Below are 24,335 nucleotides of genomic sequence, written 5' to 3' on the forward strand. Positions count from 1 at the left end.
TCGGCCGGGGCGTTCAGGTCGCCGACGGGTCGAGGGGGATCGTGAGCGAGGAGGCGCCGTGCAGATCCAGCCACGCGGTGTCCTTCCCCCGGACCAGCCGGATCACCACCTCTTCGCACCGCGGGCACCGGGCCACCAGACCCGGTGCCCGGTCGTAGACACGGAGTTGGGCCACCGGACCCCGGCGGCCGCACCCGGCGCAGCTGCCCACGGCCCCGGTCAGATCGACCGCGAAGATCTCGGAGAGCGGGCCGCCCAGCATGTTGCCGTCCTGGTAGGCCTCGTCGGCGACCTCGTCGCGCGTGCGATTGACGTCCATGTCATCCTCCACTGGGGCCGAAGCGTTCGGTCCTGATCCGGGCGGGGTCGTGGCCGAGACCGGTCAGCAGCGTCGCGGCGTTCTCCACGAAGCCCGTCGGCCCGCACACGTAACAGAGGGGACGCTGATCGGCGGGCCAGCCCGCGCGTACCAGATCCTCGGCCGTCAGCCGGCCCACCGGCCTGTGGTGTCCGGGCGGCGCGGCGCGTGTGTAGAGATACTCCGTGTCGAGGCCGGGCTCCCCGCGGAGCAGTTCGGGCACATACAGCTGATCGTCCGGCTCGCGCACGGAGTAGAGCAGACGGAACGGCGCGCGCCCGCCCGCCGCGCCACGCGTGCCCACTGCCCCACGTGTGCGCACCATCGACATCAGGGGCACCACTCCCGAGCCGCCGCCCACCAGCAGCACGGGCTCGGCCTGCTCCGGCCGCCAGACGAACCAGCCGCCGATCGGACCGCGCAGCTCCACCCGGTCACCGGGGACCATGACATCCATCAGATACGGCGACACCTCACCGTCCCCCACGCGCTGGATCGTCAGCTCCACGCGGTCACCGTCCGGCGCGGACGCCACCGAGTAACTGCGCTGCGTGCTGTACCCGTCCTCCGCCGTGAGCCGTACGTCCACGTGCTGGCCCGCCAGATGCGCCGGCCAGCCGGGCACGTCGAACACCAGCGTCCGGGCCGTTGCCGACTCCGCCCGCCGGTCTACCAGTTCGGCCACCAGCCAGCGCAGCGGTGCGCTCACCATCAGTCCCCCTGATAGCGCTGCTCGCGCCACGGATCTCCGTACGAGTGGTAGCCCAGGCCCTCCCAGAAGCCCGGCTCGTCGTCGAGCAGCAGCTCGATCCCGCGCACCCACTTCGCGGACTTCCACAGATACAGGTGCGGGACGAGCAGCCGCGCCGGGCCGCCGTGCTCGGGGGCGAGCTCCTCACCGTCGTAGCGGTGGGCGATCCACGCCTTGCCGTCGAGCAGGTCCTCCAGCGGGAGGTTGGTCGTGTACCCGCCGTAGGAGTGGACGAGTGCGAAATCGGCGGCCGTCTCGACGCCCTCCATCAGGCTGTCGAGCGAGACCCCCTCCCAGTGCGTCCCGAACTTCGACCACTTCGTCACACAGTGCAGGTCGACCGTCGGCGTCTCGGCGGGCATCGCCATCAGCTGGGGCCAGTCCCAGGTGTGCCGGGCGCCCGCCTCGGTGGTGAGGGTGAACTCCCACTCGTCGTGCGTCACGCGTGGTGTGGGTCCGGCGGACAGGACGGGAAAGTCGTGGACCTCGTACTGTCCGGGCGGCAGTTTCCGGCCGGGCTCCGGCCTTCGGCCGTGGAACCCGCGCGAGATGATCGCCATGGCGGGACTTCCTTCCTCCGCCCGGACGCTGGACAGGCGCGGTCGGGAGCACGGTCCGGACAGCCTCAGACCAGCGTAGGGGCGCGGGGCCGGGTCGGCGACGCGAGACCTGACCCCGCCCCGCCCCAACCCGGCCCACGACCGTGCGGTGCGCCTACTCGAATCGCGCGGGGTCGCCCGCCCCCCTGCGTACGATCTCCGGCTCACCTTCGGAGAAGTCGATGACGGTGGTCGGCTCGGTGCCGCAGTCGCCCGAGTCGACCACGACGTCCAGCACATGGTCGAGCCGCTCCTTGATCTCCCAGCCCTGGGTCATCGGCTCGCCGTCGTCGGGCAGCAGCAGCGTGCTGGAGAGCAGCGGCTCCCCGAGCTCCGCGAGCAGCGCCTGGGCGACGACATGGTCCGGGATACGGACCCCGACCGTCTTCTTCTTCGGGTGCAGCAGCTGGCGCGGCACCTCCCTGGTCGCCGGCAGGATGAACGTGTAACTGCCGGGCGTCGCCGCCTTGATCGCGCGGAACACGTCGTTGTCGATCTGCACCAACTGGCCGAGCTGCGCGAAGTTCTGGCAGACCAGCGTGAAGTGGTGACGGTCGTCGAGATTCCGGATGGACCGGATCCGGCTGATGCCGTCCCGGCTGCCCAACTGGCAGCCCAACGCGTAGCAGGAGTCCGTCGGGTACGCGATGAGCGCGCCGGACCGGATGCTCTCGGCCACGCTGGTGATCGTGCGGCGCTGGGGGTTCTCGGGGTGTACGTCGAAATACTTGGCCATTGGCCGAGCTTAGGGGGTGTTTTCCCGATCGGGCCGGACGAGGGAGCGGGTCCCGCCGCGGAGCGGTCTCCCTTCCCCAAAGAATTGGTATGGACCTTTTCAGGGAGGGTGTGCTGCCCGTAGCCTCTGCGCGGCGGCGTCCGCGTAACCGCACTGTCCTGGGCGGCAGTTGTGGATGGGCGCCGGTCCCATGAACGTCTGTCCCCCACACACCGTTCAGGAGTGAAGCAACAGTGTTGAGAAGAGGCACCACGGCCGTCATGGCCGCCCTGCTGCTGGTCTGCGGTCTGCTCGTCGCCGCGCTGCCGGCCGCCGCGCAGTCCTCCCGGAGCGAGAGCGGCCAGGGCGCGACGGGTGAGGCGCGAGGCGGGCACCACAAGCCGCGATTCGTCGTCAGCGAGGCCCAGTTCGAGCGGATGTTCCCGGACCGGGACCCGTTCTTCACGTACGACGGCCTCATCGAGGCCACGGAGGCGTACCCCGGCTTCGCGAAGACCGGCAGCCGCACCACCCGCAAGCAGGAGGCGGCGGCCTTCCTCGCCAACATCAGCCATGAGACCGGCGGGCTGTTCTATGTGGTGTCGCAGAACCCCGAGATGTATCCGGTCTTCTGCGACGACACCCAGCCCTACGGCTGCCCGGCCGGGCGGGACGCCTACTACGGGCGCGGCGCGATCATGCTGAGCTGGAACTTCAACTACAAGGCGGCGGGCGACGCGCTCGGTCTCGACCTGCTCAACAATCCGTGGCTGGTCGAGACCGATCCTGCCGTGGCCTGGATGACCGCGCTCTGGTACTGGAACACCCAGTCCGGGCCGGGCACGATGACCGGGCACGACGCGATGGTGAACAAGAAGGGCTTCGGGCAGACGATCTGGAGCCTGAACGGATCCGCCGAGTGCAACGGTGGCAATCCCGCGCAGATGGAACACCGGGTCGAGCTCTACCAGCAGTTCACACGCGTACTGTGGACCCCGCCGGGCCGCGATCTCACCTGCTGAGAAGGCTGTGCGCCGCTGTCCGGCCCGGTGGGCCCCAGGGCCGGACAGCGGTTGTCGGTGTGACGATACGCACGTTGCCTGCGGCGACCTGTTTTGCCTAATGTCCGCTTATGCCCGAGATTCGTAGGTCGCCGCGATACGCCGTGGCCGCGCTCGCCCTCGCCGTGACGGTGCCCGGCGTGGCATTCGCCGCGGCGCAGACGCCCGACAGCCACAGCCCGGCCCGTGCCGCCGCTGCGGCGCCCGCAGCGGCGCACGCCGGCGTCGAGGGCGCGATGCGCCAGGCGCTGGACGCGCTGCCGAAGAGCGACGGACGCTACACGGTCGCCGTCGCGGACCTCGACGGCAGGGGAGCGGCCGTCTACGGCGGCGGCTCCGGCGCCTACGACACGGCCAGCATCGTCAAGGTCGACATCCTCGCGGCGCTCCTGCTCCACGCCCAGGACCGCGGGGAACCCCTCACCGCGCCCCAGAAGAAGCTGGCCGCCTCGATGATCCGGCACAGCGACAACGGCGCGACGGAGAAGCTCTGGAAGGCCGTGGGCGAGACGGACGGCCTGAACGCCGCCAACAAGCGTCTCGGCCTCAAGGCCACCCAGGGCGACAAGGACGGTCACTGGGGTCTGACCCGCACGACGGCGGCCGACCAGACACTCCTCCTGGAGGCCGTCCTCGGCGACGCCCACTCCCCGCTGACCGCCCAGTCCCGCGCGTACCTGCGGGCGCTGATGAGCACGGTCGAGCCCGACCAGCGGTGGGGGATATCCGCCGCCGACGACGGCAAGGGGTCCGCCGCCGGGCCGGCGCTGAAGAACGGCTGGCTGGCGCGCAGCGCGACGGGGCTGTGGGACGTCAACAGCATCGGGCGCGTCGAGCACGACGGCCACACGCTGCTCGTCGCGGTCCTGTCCGACGGACAGCGCACGTACAAGTCCGGCATCGACCTGGTGGAGCGGGCCGCGGAGACGGCCGTGAAGGCGTTCGTCAAGGCGGAGTAGACGGAGTGGGCCGGGGGCAGGCGCGGAAGCTGCGCGTCGGCGCGGAAGCTAGGCGTCCGCCTTGAGCAGACCGAGGCGGAGCAGACTCTCCGCCGTGGCCGTCACGGTGTCCGCGCTGGAGCGCGGGTTCCAGCCGAGCACGCGCCTCGCCCGCTCGCTGCTGAGGTGGCGGATCTTCCCGACGTTCTCGGCGGTCTCGCGCATCTCGGGGTCGGTCTCGGCCGCCCGGCGGACCGCGTCGTCCGGCAGGACGCCGGTCGGCACCAGCCGCGCCGCCTCACCCAGGCGCTCGCGCAGGATCATCGCGATGTCGTGCATCGACAGGGCGTCCCCGGCGGAAGCGACGAACCGCCGGCCGGCCGCCTCGGCGCGGGTCATGGCGCGGAGGTGGAGGTCCGCCGCGTCACGCACGTCGACGACCCCGAAATACAGGCGCGGAGCGGCGGGGAGGTCCCCGTTCATCAACATGCTGATGATGTTGATGGAACTCGCGTGGTCCGGACCGAGCACCGGACCGAAGATCCCCACGGGATTGACGACCGCCAGCTCCATGGCTCCACCCTCGTCGGCCATGAAGTCCCAGGCCGCGCGCTCGGCCAGCGTCTTGGACTTGATGTAGGGGGCGACGTCGTTGTCGACCTCCGTCCAGTCGTCCTCCGTGAAGGGCCGGTCGGTCTGCGGGTGGCCGTAGCCGACCGCGCCGAACGAGGAGGTGACGACCACGCGACGGACACCCGCGTCGCGGGCCGTGCGCAGCACACGGAGTGTCCCCTCGCGCGCGGGCACGATCAGGTCGTCCTCGTTCTCGGGGCGTCGCGGCGGGAAGGGCGAGGCGACATGCAGAACGTAGTCGCAGCCCGCCATGGCCTCCCGCCAGCCCTCTTCCGACGTCAGGTCCGCGACGGCGAAGGACAGCGCGTCCCCGCGCGTGACGCCCGCCGCCCCGACGTGGTCCCGTACGCCGCTCTCCCGCGCCGGATTCCGCACGGTGGTGCGTACGCGGTACCCCTGATCAAGGGCCTGCGCCAGACATCGGGTGGCGAGGAAACCGGATCCACCGGTCACCAGGACCGTCCTGCCGCTGTTGTCGCTCATGTCATCCTCCGCTGCGCCTGGCGTGAACGTGTGTCGCTGTGCGTTCACGCTAGGTCTGACCAGCGGATTCGTCCTGTCCCCGGTACTACCCGGCTGAGCGGTGAGGCCCGCGAGTTGCGGTCAGCGGCGGGCGAGCTGGCGCTCGCCGCTGGGGCCCGGCTCGTAGGGGAGGTCGTAGTGGGAGAAGACGGCCTTCTCGTCCTCGGCGGGCAGCACATCGTCCGTGCCCATGGACGGTGCGCCCTTCACGACCGATCTCTCGTAGTTGACCTTGACGTAGCCCGGCCCCACCACGGCTCCCGAGAGCGGGACGAAGACCAGGCGGTGCCGGGTCGGCATACCGACCAGCACCGTCGCGACGGACGGCTCGTCGGTACGGGTGTCGACGTAGACCGCCTCCAGCGAACCGATCTTCCGCCCGTCGGGGTCGACGACGGCCTGCGTACGCCACTCGCGGATGTCCACGGAATCGATCATGTCGGCTCTCCTCCTCCGGTGGCCTCGCGATCGGGCCCACCCGTGCGTGTACCCCGCCCGGCTCCGCCATCGTGACCGACGACGCGACGGGCGGCCACTCGAAGGCGCCAGGGGGACGACGCGGGTGACGGGCCGGACAGGCGCTAGGCCGCTCCCGTGTAGGACTCCCCGCCGTACGCGAGCTCGCTCGCCAGCAGCGCCGCGCCCACGACCCCCGCGCGCGGGCCGAGCTCGGACATGACGATCGGCAGATTGCCCGTGGCCAGCGGCAGCGAGCGTTTGTACACGACGCTGCGGATCTCGGCGAGCAGCGGATAGCCGAGCCCGGTCAGACCGCCGCCGATCACGATCATCGACGGATTCATGAAGCTGACCAGTGTGGCGAGCACCTGCCCGACCCGGTGTCCGCCGGCCCTGACGAGGTTCACGCTCGTGTTGTCGCCGCCGTCCGCGCACTCCGCGACATCCAGGGCGGTCAACTCCCCCCGCTCGGCGAGCCGTTCGGCGAGAGCGGGCGACTGGCCCGATGTCGCGGCCGCCGTGGCGTCCCTGGCCAGCGCCACCCCGCCGAAGTACGCCTCCAGACAGCCGGTGTTCCCACAGGAACAGACGGGCCCGTCCGACTCGGCCTCCACCTGGACATGCCCGATGTCCCCGGCGCAGCCCTCCGCGCCCCGGTAGATACGGCCGTGGTGCTGCATGCCCGAGCCGATACCGCTGCCTATCTTCACGAAGAGCAGATGGTCGACGGTCTTCGCGACCCCGCTGTGCTGCTCCCCGAGGGACATCACGTTGACGTCGTTGTCGACCACGACGGGGCAGCCGTGCTCACTGGCGAGGGTGTCGCGTACGGGATAACGGTTCCAGCCCACCATGATCGGCGGCGAGACCGGGACGCCCTCCCGGAAGGAGACCGGTCCCGGCAGTCCGATGCCGATCGCGTCGAGCCGCGTGTAGTGCCCCTCGCCGGCCATCTCGCGCAGGAGCTCGCTGACCCGGCCGAGCACGGCGACCGGCCCGGAACGGATGTCGGCGGGCTCGGAGCAGGCGGCCACCGGCGCGAGCGCGCCGTCGGTGATCTCGATGTCGATCGAGCTGGCGCCCAGATCGACGGCCGCGAACCGCAGCCCGGGATCGAGCTGTACGAGGGTGGAGCGCCGCCCGCCCCGCGACGCGGCGGGGCCCGCCTCGCGGACGCGCCCGGCGGCGACCATCCGGTCGAGCTCGCCGAGCAGCCGCGGACGGGGAACCTCCAGCCGGTCCGCGAGCTGGGCGCGGGAGAGCGGGCCGTTGTCGCGCAGCAGACTCAGCACGCGGTACTCGATGTTCACGGGCTCACTTCCTCTCGACGCCTGGGTGCGGGGGACTCCCGGCAACTTTTTCACAGATCGCCGAAAGTTGTCGCCCCGTTGACGGAACCTGTCATGGCGGGCGCGGGGAACGGCTCCCCGGCGGAGTCAGGACACAGAGCCGCCCCGCCGGTGAGAGCGGGGCGTGGAGGCGGGGCAGCCCTGTCGGTCCCGGCGTCAGCCGATGGCGCCTCCCTTCAGGGCCCGCGCGTCCCGTGCGAGGGCCGCGCCCGCCGCGCTGTCCGGCACGAGTGCGGTGTCGCCCGCGTATCCGGCGAACGACTCCAGTACGGCCGCGGCCTGACTGGTGCGTCCCGCGTCGGCGTGCGCCTCGGCCTGGCCGAGCCGTACGGTCAGCCGCTGCTGTCCCTGCGCCGTGATCAGGCCGTCGGCCCGCAGCTGGGTGATCAGCGCGCGGATGTCCGCGTAGGAGGTACGGGTGGTGAAGGCCACCGTCCTGGTGGTGGTGTTGCCGGCCTTGTCGCGGGCCCTGACCGTGAGGTCGTGGTTCCCGAGCGGCAGCCGCCACAGTTCCAGCGCCTGGCCGGAGTTGACGGCCTTGCCGTCGACCGTGGCCGTCACGGTCGCCCCACCGGAGACCGCGTCCGTCGCCGAGAAGACCGGCGTCGGCCGCTTGGAGTCCCCGTAGACACCGTCGGCGTCGATACCGGTGGCCGTCACCGTGGGACCGGTGCGGTCGATCCGTACGGTGAGCGAGCCCACGTCGGAGACGTTGCCGCCGTTGTCGGTGGCCCGGTAACGGACCGTCGTGGCGCCCTCCTTGGAGAGCGTGACGGCCGCGTTGGCCGACTGCCAGGTGGCTCCGTCGTCGACCGAGTACTGACGGCTGGCGACCGTTCCGTTGTCGGTCGCCGCGACCGTGAGCGACACGTTGCTGGTGTACCAGCCGTCGTCACCGTTCGGCCGGGGCGGGTTGAGTGTGGCGGTGACCTTGGGGGCGGTCTTGTCCGCGACGCCCGCGCCCTGGAAGGTCAGCGAGTCCAGCTCGACACCGCCGGAGCTGGTGACGAAGAGCTCTCCGGTGCCCGAAGGGGCCTTGTCCAGCGCGGTGGTGACGGTCTGCCAGCCATCGCCGGCCGGTACCGGCACCGTCGCGAACGGCTCCGCGTCCGCCGAGCCCCAGCGCAGCGCCAGCGTACCGGCGCCGCTCGCACGGGTCTTGACCCCGTTGATCCCGGCGAACGACACAGGGTCGTACGCGATCCAGTCACCCGCGTCGAAGGAGGTCAGCTTCCGCTGTCCGGACGCGGTGGTGTCGTCGGTGATCGTGACACCCTCCGCGGAGTCGTAGTGCTCGCCCTGCGTCAGCGCCGGGTTGAGCACCACCTGGGCGTCACCGGTCGCCGCCGGCACGCCTCCCGCGCCCTTGTCGGTGTAGGTGATGCCGAGGACGCCGAAGACGTTCTCGGTGTCACCGTGGCCCGCGTCGGCCGGGGTCGCGACACCGCCCGTGCAGCCGGTACCGCTGTTGACCGGGTGCCCGTGCTGGTTGTGCCCCAGACCGAAGGTCCACGCGGCCTTGGCGCAGTCCGGCGTGGTGCCGTCCTCCGGGTCGTCGACGGCTATGCCGTACGGCACGGCGTCGCCCCAGTTGAAGAACCCGCCGTCGGGCGGCGAGGTGATCCGTACCGTCGGCGCCGTGTTGCCCACAGTGATCTGACGGCTCGTCAGCCCGGACTTCCCTTGCGGGTCGGTCACCTTGAGCCGGGCCTGGAACTGCCCGTTGTCCGGATACGTACGGTCGACCGTGGGCCCGGTGGCGTCGAAGGTGCCGTCGCCGTCGAGGTCCCACTGGTAGGTGAGCTCGCCGTTCTCCGGGTCGCTGGAGCCGGTGGCGCTGAAGGAGACCTCCAACGGGGCCTGGCCGGACGTCTTGTCCGCCTTGATCACCGCGGTGGGAGCCTTGTTGCCCTCGGCGTAGTCGATCCGGTAGAGACCCGCGTCGGGGTTCTGCCGGAAGAAGCCGTCGCCGTAGTCGAGCACGTAGAGCGCGCCGTCAGGACCGAACTCCAGGTCCATCGGGTTGTCCCACTGCGGGATGCCGTTCTGCGAACGCTCGCTGTTGGGCAGCACGTTCTCCAGCTTGCTCACCGGTCCGTCGGGACCGTCGAGCGTGAGCGCGGCCACGTAGTCCTGGGAGAACTCCCCGAAGAACGCCTTGCCGTCCCAGTACTCGGGGAACTTGCCCGGCGAGGGGTTGTCCGCGTCGTAGTGGTAGACCGGACCGCCCATCGGCGCCTGGCCGCCGGGACCGCCCGGACCCCGGAAAGCCGTCAGCTCGGGCCACGGCTGATCGGTGTCCCTGTCGCCGTACCAGAGCGTGGCCGGCGCGGACGCGGGCAACTCGGTCAGACCGGTGTTCCACCGCGAGTCGTTGACCGGCTTCGCGCAGTCGAAGGCGGGGCCGGGCGTGAGGGTGGCGAAGTCGAAGTCCCGGTAGGGCTTGGTGTTGTCACCCGTGCAGAACGGCCAGCCGCTGTTCAGGGGCTTGGTCGTGGTCTGCCACTCGACGTACCCCATCGGGCCGCGGTTCGGGTCGGCCGTACCGGCGTCGGGGCCGTAGTCGCCCCACATCACGGCGTCGGTCTTCTGGTCGACCGCGAGCCGGAACGGGTTGCGCAGACCCATCACGAAGATCTCGGGACGCGTCTTGGCCGTGCCCGGCGCGAAGAGGTTGCCCTCCGGGATCCGGTAACTGCCGTCCTCCTGGACGTCGATCCGCAGGATCTTGCCCCGCAGGTCGTTGGTGTTGCCCGCGCCACGGCGCTCGTCCAGCCCCGGGTTGTAGCCGGCCGCGTCGTTGATCGGCGTGTAGCCGTTGACGTTCGGGCCCGACGCCGGGGTGTTGCCGCCCGTCGCGAGGTAGAGATTGCCCTTGCTGTCGAAGTCCACGTCACCCGCGACATGGCAGCACTGGCCACGGTTGGAGTCGACGCGGATGATCTCCTGCGCGGTGGAGAGGTCCAGCTTGTCGCCGGTCCACTTGAAGCGGGTCAGGGTGTCGTACCCCTCCCACTGCTTCCAGTACGCGTCGGTCTGCCCGGCGGGCAGCTGCTGCGGCGCGGAGCCGGTCGGGGTGTTCAGCGGCGGCGAGTAGTAGAGGTAGACCCACTTGTTGGTGGCGAAGTCCGGGTCGAGCGTGACCGTCTGCAACCCCATCTCGGAGTTCTGGTAGACGTCGACGTGGTTGACGACCTTCGTGACACCGGTACCGGGGTCGGTGAGCCGGACATCGCCGTTGCGGGCGGTGTGCAGGACTCGGCTGTCGGGGAGGACGGCGAGGTCGATCGGCTCGCCGGTGTCCTTCGTCAGGGTGACTTTCTCGTAGTTCGACCAGTCCAGGGCGTGTTCGTGGCCCGGGTGCGCCTGGGCGGCGGGCGCGACGGCCACACCGCCCAGCGCGGGCAGTGCCACGAGCAGGACCCCTGTCATCAGGCGTCTCAGTGTGCGGTGCACGGTGATGCGTCTCCTCGGTCGCTGGCGGTAAGGAGTGCGGGAGGCAGGGTGGACGGAACGGGCCAGGAGCCTCAACGCGCGGAGGCGCCCGGCCCGTTGTCCGGGGGGAGGCTCGGGTCAGCCGAGCAGTCCCTTGAGCGCCGTGAAGCTGCGCTCCGCCGCGCCGAGCGAACCCGGCGGATTGGGCAGGGTGTTGGGCGCGGTGTCCTGCTCCCAGATGCCCACGTGCGAGGCGCGCGGCCCGATGTCGCGGACGAACTTCTCGTACGGGAGGTCGCCGGCACCGAACTCGACGATGTCGAATCCGTTGGCGTTCGCCGAGTTGGCGTCGCCGTCCTTCATGTGGAACAGCGGGTAGCGGTAAGGCTGGTTGCGCACGTACGCGGCCGGGTCGAATCCGGGCCAGCGGTACTGGCCCACGTACGCCCAGTAGATGTCCAGCTCCAGATAGACATGGCGCGGGTCGGTGTTCTTGAGGAACACGTCGTACAGCCGGACCGACGGCTGGTCCGTCGCGAACGCGAACTCGCCCGCGTGGTTGTGCTGGTAGAGCTTCAGACCGCGCGCGGTGGCCGCGGCGCCCCAGACGTTGAACTCATCCGCGGCGGCACGGTAGCCCGCGACGGTGTTGATGTTCGACGGCGCGTTGGCCGTGCCCAGGTGGGGCATGCCGAGGATCTGGGCGGCGTCGAGCTCGCCCTGGAGGTTCGAGCGGAGGTTGCCGATGCCGACGTGACTCCCGACCGCGCGCAGCCCGTTGTCGTCGAGCAGTGTGCGGATCTCCGGGAGGGTGATCTGCCGGCCCAGGATGGAGGTGCTCTGGGTGTATCCGGCGAACTCGATCTCCTGGTAGCCGATCCGCGCCAGCTCGGCGAGGACGACGGCGAAGCCGAGCGAGCTGACCTTGTCGCGGATGCTGTAGAGCTGGATGCCGATCCGGTCCTTGGGGATGGACAGATTGCTCCGCCCGGCGGCGGGGGCCGGGGCCGCGGACGCCGTGGCGGCTCCGGCGACGGAGGCGGCGGCGAGGGCGACGGTCGTGCCCGCGGTGGCGCGCAGGAAGTCCCTGCGGTCGAAGGACTTGCGAATATGGCTCACGGTCACTCCTGGGAATGAGGAGAAGAGGGTAGGACCGGGGGCGCGCGCGACCGGAGCGGCAGCTCTGCGGTGCGCGCGCCGCGACGGCGGAGGGGCGGCGTGGCGAGTGCGCGTCGGCGGATGTTCCGGCCGGTTGACCGGCGGGAGGGGGAAGGTCGCCGAGCGGTGGGGGAGGAGGAACGGCGACGGGGGCGGTCGCCGTTTCCTGCCGGGTGTGTCGCTACGGGTGCCGTTGGCGGTGCGGATGGTGATGCGAATCGCGGTACGGACGGTGGTGCGTGCGGGTGTGCGGTTGGAATGCCGCCTCTGAGTGCGCCTGGAGACGCGCCGGTTCGGTGCCGCGCCGCGTGTGCGGTCCGGTGTCAGAGCCTGGACTTGCCCGCTTCGTGGGCGTCGGCCCGAGCGGCGGCGGCACGCTCGGCGGCCTTCTCGGCGAGGTCGGCGCCACGGTCCTGCGGCGCGGCCTTCTGGGCCGAACGGGAGGCCGACGCGCCGGCGTCGGCGGTCTCTCCGGTGACCGTGCCACGGACACGCGCCGACTCGCCGACGACCAGGACGGGGTTGTTGCCGGTCGCGGTGAGCGAGCCGCGCACGATCGAGTTGTCGAGCACGGCGTTGGCGGTGTTGTCGGTGACGGTGAGGTTGCCGCCGAAGTACGAGGCGCCCGTGCAGTTGCCGAGCAGGCCCTCGCCACCGATCTGGAGAACGTCGGCGTTGCCCGAGTACTTCGCTGCGCCGTACACCTCGCCGGCGCAGAACACGCCGCCGAGGGTGTTGTTGTTGACGGTGAGAGCGCCCTTGACGGTGGAGTCGTACACGTCGGTGTACTGGTTGCCCTCACCAGTCACCGAGCCGGTCAGGGTGCTGCCGGAGACGTACAGCTCGCCGGCCTCACTGTTGATGCTCCCGCCGACGGTCGAGTCGACCGTGTAGAGGAATCCCTCGGTGGTCTCGACCGACTTGAGGCTCGACTTCTCCAGGTGCGCGCCGAACGCGGACTCGGTGGTCAGCGTGCCCTTCACGGTGGTGTCGGTGAGGTCGAGGTAGGCGTCCTCCTCGACGGTGACCGCGCTGTTGAAGGTGGCGCCCGCGGCGACGAGGTCGGCGCCGGCCTCGACGGTCACCGTGCCCTTGACTCTGGTTCCGGTGAGGGTGCATGACTTCCCGGCCGGTACGACCAGGTCGTTGGTGACGGTCACAGCCCCGCCGTCACCGACGCAGGTGGTGTAGAGAGCGGCCTGGGCGGAGCCGGAGAAGGCCACCAGGCTCCCGGATGCCACCAGTGAGGCCGTGGCGATGAACGTACGGATCTTCATGTCGCTTCCCTTCCGCTGCGGTCACGGCAGAGTCGGTGACCCGGCCGGTTACCCCGTCGTCCAACGGGGGTGCTGCACGGTGCGTGAGCGACGACCGCCGTGACGGCGGTCGCGCGGCGCCTCGTGACGGGCGGTGGCCCGGCCATGGGGGGAGAGACGTGGAAAGGCTGGTGGGGTCAAGGGCGTTCGGGTGAGCGCCGGTGGGCTGCGGGGTTACCGCGACGAAACACATGTCTCGGTGGGCCGAGACATTAGAGCGCCGCGTGGGGACTGTCCAGAGGTTCGGTAGGAATCTCTGGAACTTTCTAATGATTCATCAAAAGACGTGAAGGATTGATGGAGAGGGCGATAAAGTGCGCGATGGGTGGGGGAGGGCGCACAACGTCGGCGCCGGGCCACGGTGTTCGCGGTCGCGAAGCAGGTGCTCGGCGTCAACGCACTCCGGCGACAGGCGGGTTGCGGTCCGGCGAGGTCAGCCCGGCGGTCCGGCGGGTCCGGCCTACTGGTGGATCGTCCGCGCCCCGGCGCGGGTCCCGGCCTGCGGCGCGGGCGCGCGTCCCTCGTCGTACGCCTCGCGGGCCGTGAGCACCGTGTCCACCTGTCGCTCCGTCCAGCGCGCCAGCCGCCACACCTGCTCGGCCGCCTCGCGGCCCAGGTCCGTCAGTGAGTAGTCCACGCGCGGCGGGATCACCGGCTTGGCGTCGCGGTGGACGAAGCCGTCGCGCTCAAGGGTCTGGAGGGTCTGGGCGAGCATCTTCTCGCTGACCCCGTCGATCTCGCGGCGCAGCTCGCTGAAGCGGTACGAGCGCTCCAGCAGGGCGGCCAGCACCAGCACGCCCCAGCGGCTCGTGATGTGTTCCAGTACGAGCCGGGAGGGGCACATCCGCCGGTTGACGTTGGGGGAGGAGCTGCTTTCGTCCATTCAGGTACCTTACTTCAAGGTGGGTACTTCCTCTGAGTTAGTGTGATGCATATCGTTGATCTCGCGCATTACGAAACAGCCCCAAGCAGGGCAATTCACAGAAAATGGGTAGCAACTTCATGAGCATCGTCGTCACCGGAGCGACCGGACACCTCGGCCGTCTCGTCATCGAATCCCTTCTGAGCGCCGGTGTGCCGGCCGGCGGGATCGCCGCCGTCGCGCGGGACAGTGAGAAGGCGGCGTCCCTGGCGGCGCTCGGTGTCGAGGTGCGGATCGCCGACTACGACACCCCCGCGACACTGAAGGACGCCTTCCGGGCGGGCGACCGGGTCCTGCTCATCTCCGCCGACGAGGTCGGCCGCCGCGTACCGCAGCACACCGCCGTCATCGACGCCGCGCGGGCGGCGGGCGTGGCGCAACTCGTGTACACCGGCGTACTGGGCGGCCCCGACGCCGACTTCGAACTGGCCGCCGAACACAAGGTCACCGAGCAACTGGTCCTGGACTCCGGGCTGCCGTACACGTTTCTGCGCAACGGCTGGTACACCGAGAACTACACCGAGAACCTGGCCCCCGTGCTGGAGCACGGCGCGGTGCTCGCCGCGGCGGGCGAGGGCCGGATCGCCAGCGCCGCGCGGGCGGACTACGCCGCGGCGGCGGCCACCGTGCTGACCGGCGACGGCCACCTCGGCAAGGTGTACGAACTCAGCGGCGACACGGCGTGGTCCCTGGCGGAGTACGCGGCGGAGCTGTCGCGGCAGACCGGCCGCACGATCGTCTACAGCAACGTCCCCGGCGAGACGCTGCTGGGCATTCTCACGGGCGCCGGAGTGCCCGAGCCGATGGCCGCGATCCTCGTGGATGTGGACAAGGCCATCGAACGCGGCCTTCTGGCGGGTACGACCGGCGACCTCTCCCGTCTCGTGGGCCGGCCCACGACCCCGTTGGCCGAGTCGGTCGCGCAGGCTCTGAAGTCCTGAGCGCCCTCTCCCCCGTCCGTTTCCGCGCGTCGTCACCCGAAGGGCTTCCTTCGGGAATGCGAAGGGCGCCGAACCTGCGAATGGCGCTGAACGTGCGCCGGGTTCGCGGCGGGCGAAGCGCCGGCGGCGGCCGGGGGAGCCGGAGCGCGTTCGGCGGTGGTCCGGCGGTGCGTCCGCCGGCCGGGCTCCCCGAGGGGCCCAACTCGCCTGCACCCGCTATTGGTTGATCTTTCATCGCGCTGACATCTCCTGACGCTCGGTATGTCAACAACGGCCTAGAGGCTGATCCGAGCATGTCAAAATGACCGACGCCCCCACGTTGCGGTCGATCAGGAGGACGCAGTGAAGAAAACCTCGCGCATCCGGAATGTCTCACTCACCCTTGGCAGCGCCCTCGCGCTTGTCATCGCGTTTCCCGGCAGCGCGCTCGCCGATCCCCCCAGCGCCCTTCCGGCGAACGCGGACGGTCTGGAGCAGACATTCCAGCCGGCGTTCGACTACGACACGGACGGCTGCTACCCCACTCCGGCCATCGGCCCCGACGGCACCATCAACCCGGGCCTCAACCCGAGTGGTGCCCTCAACGGCCAGTGCCGGGACTCCTGGGACCTCGACAACACCAACGGATACTCGCGCGCCAAGTGCAACAACGGCTGGTGCGCCATCATGTACGGCCTGTACTTCGAGAAGGACCAGGCCGTGATCGGCAGCGGGCTCGGCGGGCACCGTAACGACTGGGAACATGTCGTGGTGTGGGTGCAGAACGACCAGGTGCAGTACGTCTCCACCTCGGCCCACGGCAACTTCGACATCCACACCCGTGACCAGATGCGGTTCGACGGGACGCACGCCAAGGTCGTCTACCACAAGGACGGCGCGGGCACGCACGCCTTCCGCGCGGCGAACAGCAACGACGACCCGCCGGAGAACCACTACGGGACCTGGCAGTTCCCGAGGCTGGTCGGCTGGGAGGGCTACCCGGCCGGTCTGCGCGACAAGCTGAGCCAGGCCAACTTCGGCAGCGCCGTCTTCGGCCTCAAGGACGGCAACTTCAACGGCCACCTGGTGAAGGCCAAGCCGGCCGGTATCCCGTTCGACCCGAACGCGTGATCCGAGCGGGCCGGGGGCGCGCGAAGCGTGTGAGGCGTGACGCCGCCCCCGGCCCGTTCTCCCTGTCCGGCGCCGGAGAATGCGCGGGATCGCCGCATCGATCGGGGCTACTCTCACCGCACTGGCGAGTGCCCCGAGAGGACCCCTGATGAGCCGCCCCCTTCTCTATCTCGACGTGGACGGCCCGTTGAACCCGTACGCCGCCAAGCCCCATCGGCGCCCGATGGGCTACAGGACCCACCGGATGAAGCCCGAGGGCTGGATCGCCCAGCACCCGGGCATGCCGGCGGCGTACGTGAGGCCCCTGCGGGTCTGGCTCAACCCCGACCACGGGCGAAGGCTCAGGGAGCTCGCCGGACTGTACGACCTGGTGTGGGCCACCACGTGGGGGACAGAGGCGAACGAGTTCATCGGGCCCGTTCTCGGACTGCCCGAACTCCCCGCGGTGGACTGGCCGGTGAGATACGAGGCCGGAGCGGAAGACACGTTCTGGAAGACACGGGACCTCGTCGCGTACGCCGCCGGCCGGCCCTTCGCATGGGTCGACGACGAGTTGGGTGACGCCGACCGGGCCTACGTCGCCGGGCATCACGAGGGGTCCGCGCTCCTGCTTCACATCGACCCACGGCTCGGCCTGCTGGACCCCGACTTCCGGGCGCTCGACTCCTTCGCGCGCACGCTCGGGGGCCGGACTTGACGGCTTTCCGGAAGCGGGAATCCTGCCGGGCCCCTACAGGGCCCGGCAGCGTCTCGCGGGCCGTCGGCCTCCGTCATGAGCCCGCCAGCAGCACCTCCAGCGCTGTGGCCGTTTCGGGGTGGCGGACGGTGAGCACCGCGCCCGAGGGGACGTCCGCCCTCTCCCACGTACCTTCGCAGCCCAGCAGATCCGCGACCGCGTCGCACGTCGCCGGGTACGCGGCCAGCAGCGCGGCACCGCTCGCGCCCCCGCCATCGGCGCGTGCCGACAGGGGCGCGGCGCCCGCCTCCGTCGACTCCCGCCAGGGCGGCACCCATTCGTCCAGCTCCGCGAGCCGGCCGGGGAAGATCCGTCCCGCCTCCCGGATCAGCAGCGGAGCCAAGTCGGCCCCGTCGGACCGCAGTGTGCCGATCAGGGTCGGCAGCCACGGCAGCAGCACCGGATCCGGCAGCCGCGCGAAGGCGTTGGACACTGCCTCAACGACGAAGTCCGCCAGCTGCGGCACCGGCTCCAGCGCGTGCAGGAACCCGCTGAGATAGCGCGGATAGGCCGGCACCACCAGAGGGTTGCCCAGCAGTTCGTCGCACCGCGTACGCAACTCCCCCCGGGACAGCTGCCCGAGCTGCACCTGAGCCGCCCAAAGCAGCGCCAGCTTGGCCGGCTCCCGCGGATGCGACTGCGCGAACGCGAGCTCCAACTGCGTCCGGTCGCAGCCGAGAGACAGCGCCAGACTCTCCATGCTGAACAGGAAGCCCAGCGTCGCCGCGACCTGCCGGACGGTCGCGTCCTCGTCGGTGAACGCCGTCGGCAGCAGGGTGCAGTAGTGCGCGTAACCCGTCTTGACGAAGGACTCGATCCACGGCGGCAGCACCGGCTCGCTGGTCCGGTAGTACGCGAGCAGCCGGCGCACCCGGCGCAGCACCTCCGGCGCACCGTCGACGCTCCGCTCGGTCGCCAGCACCTCCAGGGCGCGCGTGCCCAGTTCGTCGGCGAGGCGGCGGCTGCGCAGATACAGCGTCGCGTCCTCGACGGCCTCCAGGACCGCCGCCGTGGTCGCCTGCGGGTCGTACGCCCGGCGGCGCAGACGCTGCTCCAGGACCTGCTCGATGCTGACGCCCTCGTAACCGAGCTCGATCAGCGCCCGCTGGTGCGTGCCGAGCGCCAGGTCCCACGACTCCTGGATGGGCTGCTCGCCGAGCCGCCGTTCGCCCATGATCGCCCGCGCGGCGCCCCACGGCAGCAGATGGCGCAGCATCCACAGCACGTCGGAGCACCGCCCCAGCTCCGGATTGGCGGCCATGTCCAGCAACGCCCGCTGCACACCGCGCTGTTGGAGCTTCAGATTCAGTGGCGCGAGCCGGTCGTGGACATCGCGCGCCAGCGGCGGCAGGGCGTCGTACCCGACCTGTCCTATGCGGTCGCCGCCCATCATGATCTCGACGATCCGGCGTACGTCGCGCCGGCCCGGCACCGAGTCCTTCTCGATGCAGGTGATCGCCGCGTCCTGGAAGTCGTACGGAGTCGGCCTGGCGCGGTCGCGCATAGCGGCCAGCAGGATCGACGTCTCGAACACGGCGATGGCGTCGGCGGTGGAGGCGAGATAGCCGTTGCGGCGCGCCGCGCGCACGACCTCCACCGACCAGCCGAGCAACTCGGCCTCGTCCAGCGGATCGAGGACCGGCGCACGCCGCAGGAACCCGGACAGCTTGTCCGACAGGGCGTCCTCGGCCTCCGGGACGGCCGGGACCGCGGCCTTCGCGGTTTTCGCCGCCTTCTTCGCACCCGCCTGCCCCACGAGCCGGAACGGCTTAACCCGTGTGCGCTTGAGGTTCTTCGCCCACTGGGTCGCGGCGATGGACACCGAGCCGGCGGCGAGGCCGAACTGCGCCTCGATCGCCGCGTGGCTGGAGGGAATCAGACCGTGCTGCCACACGCTCGCACTCGGCGGGCCGATCTCGAAGGTGTCGGTGCCCTCGACGCCGAACTCCGCGACCCGGCTGGCCGCGTGGAACGCGCCGCAGACATAGAGACAGTCCCCGGGATCGGTGCCGGACGCGGCCAGATGCTCGCGCATCCTGGTCCACATGTAGCGCTCGCGCTCCTCGTCCACCCGTACCCGGTCCGCGTCGCCGGGCGCCAGCCGCCGGAAGAGGCTGCCGATCAGCAGCATGACCTGCCGGTAGGTGTCGTGGTCGCTGTCGCCGAGCGGCAGCTCCACGTACTGGTGCCACCACTCCGACCAGTGCCGCACCCGGCCGTGGCGCAGCAGATGCCCTTCCAGTTCGGCGAAGCGCGGGCGGAGATCCCCGATCTCCACACCGACCGCGTCGCCGTGCAGCCCCGCCTCCTCCTCGGCCGGCTGCGTCCGAGTTTCGGAATCCGTCGGCTCCGTCTTGGCCGTCTGCCACTGGAACACATGGTCCGACGAGCGGTCGACGAGGACCAGCTCCACGCCGGGTGTGTCCAGCGCGTAGGCGATGGCCTGATACTCGGCCGACGCCTCCGTGATCGGAGCGACGACCGACAGCGGCGCCCACTCCGCCGGGAATCCGTCGACCTCACTGGCGAACGCCTGCACCGCCACCGGGAGGCGGCAGTTGCGCAACTCCGACAGGAGCGGGGCCATGTCCTCGCACAGCTCCAGATAGACGACCTTCGGCCGCTTCTCCCGCAGCCGCCGCGCCATGGCGATCGCCGAGGCCGGCGAGTGGTGGCAGACGGGGAAGATCTCCAGCGGTTCGCGTACCGCGCGGTCGACGTCGTCGACGATGCCGAGGAGGATGCCCTCCAGCGCCTCCGGCCCGTCGGCCAGCGATGTCGCCGCCTCCTGCAACTGCGTCCGCAGCGCCTCGAAGGCCGCTCCTTCCCGCACGGGGCTCATGAGAGGGTGGCGATCGCGTCCCGACCGCCCTCCAGGAACTCCGGCCAGGACCCGCCCTTTTCCTTGCTGCGCGGCTCCACGACACCGTGCAGGTACTTGTTGAGGATGGCCAGGTCCTCCGGCTCGCGACGCGCCAGGGATCCCACGAGCGAGGAGGCGAGGGCACGCGCGGTCAGCTCGCGCTCGCCGAAGAAGTTGCTGTGCAGGATCGCGTCCTCCAGTACGCCGATCTGCTCGGCGCTCGACAGCGCCGACTCCAGCTTCTCGTCGTCGCTGCCCGCGGCGGCCGCGGAGGCGCGCAGATCGGCGAAGCTCTGGAGCAGCACGTCCAGCAGGGTCGGCGGCACGTCCAGCTCGATCTGGTGACGGCGCAGCAGTTCCTCCGTACGGAAGCGGACGATCTCCGCCTCGCTCTTCCTGTTCGTCACCACCGGGATACGGACGAAGTTGAACCGGCGCTTGAGCGCCGACGACAGGTCGTTGACGCCCCTGTCGCGGCTGTTGGCGGTGGCGATGACCGAGAATCCGGGCTTGGCGAAGACGATGCTGTCGCTGTCCAGCTCGGGCACCGAGATGTACTTCTCCGACAGGATCGAGATCAGGGCGTCCTGGACGTCGCTCGTGGAACGGGTGAGCTCCTCGAACCGGCCGATCGCGCCCGTCTCCATCGCGGTCATGATCGGCGAGGGGATCATCGACTCACGGGACTGGCCCTTGGCGATCACCATCGACACGTTCCACGAGTACTTGATGTGGTCCTCGGTGGTGCCGGCCGTGCCCTGCACCACCAGGGTCGAGCTGCGGCAGATCGCGGCGGCCAGCAGCTCGGCCAGCCAGCTCTTCCCCGTTCCCGGATCACCGATCAGCAGCAGCCCGCGGTCCGACGCCAGCGTGACGACGGCGCGCTCGACCAGGCTGCGGTCACCGAACCACTTCTGCGGGATTTCCCGGTCGAGACCGTCGGAACGCTCGGACCCCAGGATGAACAGACGGACCATCTTCGGCGAAAGGCGCCAGGAGAACGGCTTGGGACCGTCGTCGACCGACTCCAGCCAGTCCAGCTCCTCGGCGTACTTGATCTCGGCGGGAGCGCGCAACAGGTCAGACATGGCAGGGCCTTTCTAAGCGAGAAACGTCTTGAGTTCGTGGACGAGCTTGCGTATGTGACCGGAGATCACCGGCGTACCGAGCGCCTTGAAACGCTCCCGGAACCAGGGATTGACCTCCTGGCGGCCCGAGCTGGTCACCGAGCCGACGGGAATGAACTTCACCCCGGACCGATGGACCGCCTCGATGCCCTCGAACAACGGCTGGGAGCGGTCGAATTCGTAGAAGTCCGAGATCCACACCATGACGGTGTCGCGGGGATCGGTGATCTTCGGGAGCGCCATGGCCATCGCGACCGGACCGTCGTTGCCGCCGCCGAGTTTGGTGCGCAGCAGCATCTCGAACGGGTCCTTCACCCAGGGAGTCAGGTCGATCGCCCGGGTGTCGTACGCGATCAGATGAACGTCCACCTTCGGCAGCCCGGCGAAGATCGACGCCAGAATGGTGCAGTTGACCATCGAGTCCGTCATGGAACCCGACTGGTCGACCACCACGATCAGCCGCTGGGGCGTCGTCTTCCGCGCGGTGTGGCGGTAGAAGAGGCGGTCGACATAGAGCCGTTCCTCCTCGGGGCTCCAGTTGGTCAGGTTCTTCCAGATCGTGCGGTCCAGATCGAGGTTGCGGAACACCCGCTTGGGCGGCACCGAGCGGTCCAGGGCGCCGACCGAGGCCTTCTCCACCTGCGTACGCAGCACCTCGGCGACCTCGTCGACGAAGCGCTTGATGAGGGCCTTCGCGTTGGCCAGCGCCACGCCGGACAGATTGTCCTTGTCGCGCAGCAACTGCTCGATCAGCGACATGCTCGGGGTGAGCCGCGCGGCGAGCTCCGGGTCGGCGAGCACCTCACGCAGATGCATCCGCCTGACCAAGTCGGCCTCGATGGCGCCCAGTTCGGGACCGATCGTCGGAATCAGCCGGCTCAGGTCCGGTGTCGTACCACCACCGGAGCCGTACGGGCTGTCGCCGCGTCCCTCTCCGCCCTGGGCGGGGCGGCCTCCGCGCAGCGCGCCGGGCTCACAGCCCAGGGCACGCTCCAGCCAGCCCGCGTCGGACTGCCACCGCGAGAGCTGGTCGGCGGTGACCGTGCCCGAGCCGGTGGCATAGATGTTCAGCAGCACCTTCGACACCAGCGCCGCGCGCCGTACCTCGGCGGCCCGGTCACGTCGCTCGTCGTCGCTGTCACCCTCGCTGTCGTCCTCGCCGGGCTCCGGGGTGGCGTCGGTGCCTGGCACCATCAGACCGTCGAACTCGGCGGCCAGTTCGGGGTGGCGCTGTACGGTCGAGCCCACCGAGACCTTCGGGTCGAGCAACGCCGACGGCAGCCCGATGTCCTCGACGACGGCGAGGCTCGCCGACTCCAGCGCCGCCTGCTCCTCGGGGTCGAAGAGGTTGGCGAGGAGACGCCAGTAGAGGACCTGGCGGCGGTTGTCGTGCGAACTCACCTCGGTGTTGTCTCCGGTCATTTCCGCAACAGCCTTCCTGCCCGCTCGCGCAGCACCGCCCCCGCGTCGGTGGCGGCCTTCTCGGCCCTGGCACCGGCCTTGTCGGTCGTGCCGCCCGCCCAGGCCCCGGCGTGGACCGCGACGGGCTTTTTCCGCACGGTGGTCTCGGCGGCGAGCGGCTGGACGACGAACACCCCGGCGTCCCAGCGGAGCAGCCCGACGCACGCCTGCGACGCGGCGACGGCCTCGGGGGTGAGCGGTCCGGCCGTCGGAATACGGTCCGTGTCCACGGCCAGGCGATGTCCCGCGACGGTGAACGTCAGCCCGTCGTCGTCCTGTTGGGCCCTGTATCCCTCAAGGAAGACCGGTGCCGCGATCCGCGCGGGATGCCGGTCCAGGGGTGCGGTCGCGAAGGCCGTGGCGGTGGACAGCGCGACGCGGGCGGTGGCGAAGGGGTCGGCGGGCGTGCCCGAACGTGCCCGCGCGTCGCTCCAGAGCAGGTCGCCCTCGGAGGTGACCGGCATGTCGGTGAGATCCATCGAGCGGCCCTCGCTCACGGCCGCCAGGAGCGACATGTGCGGTCGCAGCAGCTGCCACAGCCCGGCGCCGACGACCGTGTCCGGCTTCGGCACCGAGACATTCGCGCGCACCAGGCGCGACGCGGCACCGTCGGCGGGCTCGAACACCGCGTGGACCTGGGCCTGCACGGCGGTCGCGTGCTCCTGCACGTCGACACCCAGAGGCAGGAGCCGTCCGGTGGCCGTACCGGTCACGGGAACATCGGCAGCGCCGGGCACCGTCAGCACCATCGCACGCGACCACAGGTCGGCCCAGCGGCGCACCGGCACCCGGTCCAGCGCGGAGCCCGGACAGGAGGCGGCGAGTTCGGCGGCGAAGCCGTCGAGAACCGTCGCCAGGCGGCGCAGGTCCGGATCCGGCAGCATCGCGGAGACGACGGTCGCCGCCCCGGAGACCACGTCGTGATCGATGCCCTTCCAGCCGCAGCGCGCCAGATCGGCCAGCCAGGAACGGGCTGCGGCAAGCAGGTTCGCCGCCTGCCGCGCGGCCGGCTCCGGGACGGTCTCCCCGGTGCTCTCCCCGGAGCGGGACCGGCCGGTCGCCTCCTCGACGCGTTCCGCCAGCGCGTCATGGACGGAGCCGACGAGGGCGGCGCGGGCGGCGGCGAGCGCCATGAAGTGGTCTTCGCCGGCGGCACCGGCCGCCGCCTTCTCGGCCGCCTCGGCGACTCTGCCGGCCAACGGCGTCCCCGCGACGGCGTTGGCCAGCTCGGCCAGACCGGCGGCCTGGACGGCGTGGGGGCGGAGCAGCCCGACGACCAGAGCCCGGTCGAAGGAGTCGACGGCCGCGAGGGCCTCGTCGAGGCCCGCGACGGTCTCGGTGAGCAGGTCGACGCGCATCACGCCACCGCCCTGGTGGGCGGGAACCACTGCATCTCCGGCAACGGCGCGGTGCTTGGGGCGAGTTCCAGATACGCCAGGTGCCGCAGGAACCGGCTGAAGACGGAAGCGGCTGCCTCGTTGCCTCCTTGCGGCGGATTGGTGGCGATCATGGCCATGGCGAGGGCGTCCCCGCTCGTCCTCTCGACCTCGGCGTCGAGCCGGAGATAGCGGGCGACGCGCTCGGTGCCGTACTGGAGCGCAGCCTCGCCGACCAGGGTCCGGATGTGTTTGCAGAACCCACCGCGCGCGCCACCACAGGGGCGGTTGTTGTTGGTGCTGCACGCGAACGCGTACGTACCGGCCGCGACCGACGACACGTAGACCCGCTCGATGTCCGACCCACTGGACACCACACCCTGCACACGTCCGTCGGCCAGCTCGACGAACGGGACCTTGGCGAGCTTGCGCGGTCGCGCGGGTGGCACCACCCGTGCCGTGCTCGACCTCTCCCAATCCGACACCGCACCATCTCCTTTTTCGC

General features: G+C 70.5%; 21 protein-coding genes. 5 read left to right on the forward strand and 16 right to left on the reverse strand.

What is annotated here, in order from left to right:
• Positions 1 to 13 precede the first annotated feature (13 nt).
• From ACFWV8_RS14310 to ACFWV8_RS14325, 4 genes are all read right to left on the reverse strand, one after another.
• The gene (locus tag ACFWV8_RS14310; protein ID WP_384200891.1) at positions 14 to 319 is read right to left on the reverse strand and encodes a DUF6510 family protein; all 306 of its coding nucleotides are present in this window, start codon (positions 317 to 319) and stop codon (positions 14 to 16) included.
• 1 nt (position 320) lies between these two features.
• Entirely contained in the window at positions 321 to 1,070 is a 750-nt protein-coding gene (locus ACFWV8_RS14315; protein WP_384200893.1) for a ferredoxin reductase, read from the reverse strand.
• Complete coding sequence (locus ACFWV8_RS14320; RefSeq protein ID WP_384200895.1) at positions 1,070 to 1,669, reverse strand: sulfite oxidase-like oxidoreductase; 600 nt, start codon at positions 1,667 to 1,669, stop codon at positions 1,070 to 1,072. The genes ACFWV8_RS14315 and ACFWV8_RS14320 overlap by 1 nt, the downstream gene beginning before the upstream one ends.
• A 154-nt stretch (positions 1,670 to 1,823) precedes the next feature.
• A complete protein-coding gene (locus ACFWV8_RS14325; protein ID WP_189105857.1) occupies positions 1,824 to 2,444 on the reverse strand; it encodes an L-threonylcarbamoyladenylate synthase in 621 nt (206 codons plus the stop codon).
• 236 nt (positions 2,445 to 2,680) lie between these two features.
• Between ACFWV8_RS14325 and ACFWV8_RS14330 the strand changes: the two genes are divergently transcribed.
• Positions 2,681 to 3,445 carry a chitinase gene (locus ACFWV8_RS14330; protein ID WP_384200992.1) on the forward strand — a complete coding sequence of 255 codons (765 nt, stop codon included), beginning with the start codon at positions 2,681 to 2,683 and terminating at the stop codon, positions 3,443 to 3,445.
• Between the two features lie 110 nt (positions 3,446 to 3,555).
• The gene (locus tag ACFWV8_RS14335) at positions 3,556 to 4,443 is read left to right on the forward strand and encodes a serine hydrolase (protein WP_384200897.1); all 888 of its coding nucleotides are present in this window, start codon (positions 3,556 to 3,558) and stop codon (positions 4,441 to 4,443) included.
• A 48-nt stretch (positions 4,444 to 4,491) separates the two neighbouring features.
• On the opposite strand, the gene ACFWV8_RS14340 is transcribed toward ACFWV8_RS14335, so the two are convergent.
• The 7 genes from ACFWV8_RS14340 to ACFWV8_RS14370 form a co-directional block, all read right to left on the reverse strand.
• Positions 4,492 to 5,538 carry an SDR family oxidoreductase gene (locus ACFWV8_RS14340; RefSeq protein ID WP_384200899.1) on the reverse strand — a complete coding sequence of 349 codons (1,047 nt, stop codon included), beginning with the start codon at positions 5,536 to 5,538 and terminating at the stop codon, positions 4,492 to 4,494.
• 120 nt (positions 5,539 to 5,658) lie between these two features.
• Positions 5,659 to 6,015: a PRC-barrel domain-containing protein gene (locus tag ACFWV8_RS14345; protein ID WP_384200901.1), complete on the reverse strand. Its 357-nt coding sequence runs from the start codon at positions 6,013 to 6,015 to the stop codon at positions 5,659 to 5,661.
• 143 nt (positions 6,016 to 6,158) lie between these two features.
• Complete coding sequence (locus tag ACFWV8_RS14350; protein ID WP_384200903.1) at positions 6,159 to 7,346, reverse strand: ROK family protein; 1,188 nt, start codon at positions 7,344 to 7,346, stop codon at positions 6,159 to 6,161.
• Between the two features lie 195 nt (positions 7,347 to 7,541).
• Positions 7,542 to 10,841, reverse strand: a complete 3,300-nt coding sequence (locus ACFWV8_RS14355; protein WP_384200905.1) for a PQQ-dependent sugar dehydrogenase — start codon at positions 10,839 to 10,841, stop codon at positions 7,542 to 7,544.
• Positions 10,842 to 10,958: 117 nt separating this feature from the next.
• Positions 10,959 to 11,939, reverse strand: coding sequence for a sugar phosphate isomerase/epimerase family protein (locus ACFWV8_RS14360; RefSeq protein ID WP_384200907.1), 981 nt, complete (start codon positions 11,937 to 11,939; stop codon positions 10,959 to 10,961).
• Positions 11,940 to 12,301: 362 nt separating this feature from the next.
• Positions 12,302 to 13,255, reverse strand: a complete 954-nt coding sequence (locus ACFWV8_RS14365) for a hypothetical protein (protein WP_329391866.1) — start codon at positions 13,253 to 13,255, stop codon at positions 12,302 to 12,304.
• A 499-nt stretch (positions 13,256 to 13,754) separates the two neighbouring features.
• Positions 13,755 to 14,177 carry a winged helix-turn-helix transcriptional regulator gene (locus tag ACFWV8_RS14370; RefSeq protein ID WP_384200909.1) on the reverse strand — a complete coding sequence of 141 codons (423 nt, stop codon included), beginning with the start codon at positions 14,175 to 14,177 and terminating at the stop codon, positions 13,755 to 13,757.
• 119 nt (positions 14,178 to 14,296) lie between these two features.
• Here ACFWV8_RS14370 and ACFWV8_RS14375 point away from each other — a divergent pair, with 119 nt between their 5' ends.
• The 3 genes from ACFWV8_RS14375 to ACFWV8_RS14385 all read left to right on the forward strand — a co-directional run bounded on the left by ACFWV8_RS14375 (position 14,297) and on the right by ACFWV8_RS14385 (position 16,964).
• Entirely contained in the window at positions 14,297 to 15,157 is an 861-nt protein-coding gene (locus ACFWV8_RS14375) for an SDR family oxidoreductase (RefSeq protein WP_384200911.1), read from the forward strand.
• A 342-nt stretch (positions 15,158 to 15,499) separates the two neighbouring features.
• Positions 15,500 to 16,267: an NPP1 family protein gene (locus ACFWV8_RS14380; RefSeq protein ID WP_384200913.1), complete on the forward strand. Its 768-nt coding sequence runs from the start codon at positions 15,500 to 15,502 to the stop codon at positions 16,265 to 16,267.
• Positions 16,268 to 16,415: 148 nt separating this feature from the next.
• Positions 16,416 to 16,964, forward strand: coding sequence for a hypothetical protein (locus ACFWV8_RS14385; protein ID WP_384200915.1), 549 nt, complete (start codon positions 16,416 to 16,418; stop codon positions 16,962 to 16,964).
• Between the two features lie 73 nt (positions 16,965 to 17,037).
• Here ACFWV8_RS14385 and ACFWV8_RS14390 read toward each other — a convergent pair whose 3' ends face one another.
• From ACFWV8_RS14390 to ACFWV8_RS14410, 5 genes are read right to left on the reverse strand one after another with little or no spacing between them, the layout of a single operon-like run.
• Positions 17,038 to 19,845 carry a hypothetical protein gene (locus tag ACFWV8_RS14390; RefSeq protein WP_384200917.1) on the reverse strand — a complete coding sequence of 936 codons (2,808 nt, stop codon included), beginning with the start codon at positions 19,843 to 19,845 and terminating at the stop codon, positions 17,038 to 17,040.
• Complete coding sequence (locus ACFWV8_RS14395; RefSeq protein WP_384200919.1) at positions 19,842 to 20,954, reverse strand: AAA family ATPase; 1,113 nt, start codon at positions 20,952 to 20,954, stop codon at positions 19,842 to 19,844. Before ACFWV8_RS14395 ends, ACFWV8_RS14390 begins: the two co-directional genes overlap by 4 nt.
• A 12-nt stretch (positions 20,955 to 20,966) precedes the next feature.
• Positions 20,967 to 22,415: a VWA domain-containing protein gene (locus ACFWV8_RS14400; protein WP_384200921.1), complete on the reverse strand. Its 1,449-nt coding sequence runs from the start codon at positions 22,413 to 22,415 to the stop codon at positions 20,967 to 20,969.
• Positions 22,412 to 23,842: a hypothetical protein gene (locus ACFWV8_RS14405; protein ID WP_384200923.1), complete on the reverse strand. Its 1,431-nt coding sequence runs from the start codon at positions 23,840 to 23,842 to the stop codon at positions 22,412 to 22,414. Before ACFWV8_RS14405 ends, ACFWV8_RS14400 begins: the two co-directional genes overlap by 4 nt.
• Positions 23,812 to 24,315, reverse strand: coding sequence for a hypothetical protein (locus ACFWV8_RS14410; RefSeq protein ID WP_384200925.1), 504 nt, complete (start codon positions 24,313 to 24,315; stop codon positions 23,812 to 23,814). Before ACFWV8_RS14410 ends, ACFWV8_RS14405 begins: the two co-directional genes overlap by 31 nt.
• Between the last annotated feature and the right edge of the window lie 20 nt (positions 24,316 to 24,335).

The sequence above is a fragment of the Streptomyces sp. NPDC058665 genome (assembly GCF_042714995.1).
Classification (GTDB): domain Bacteria; phylum Actinomycetota; class Actinomycetes; order Streptomycetales; family Streptomycetaceae; genus Streptomyces.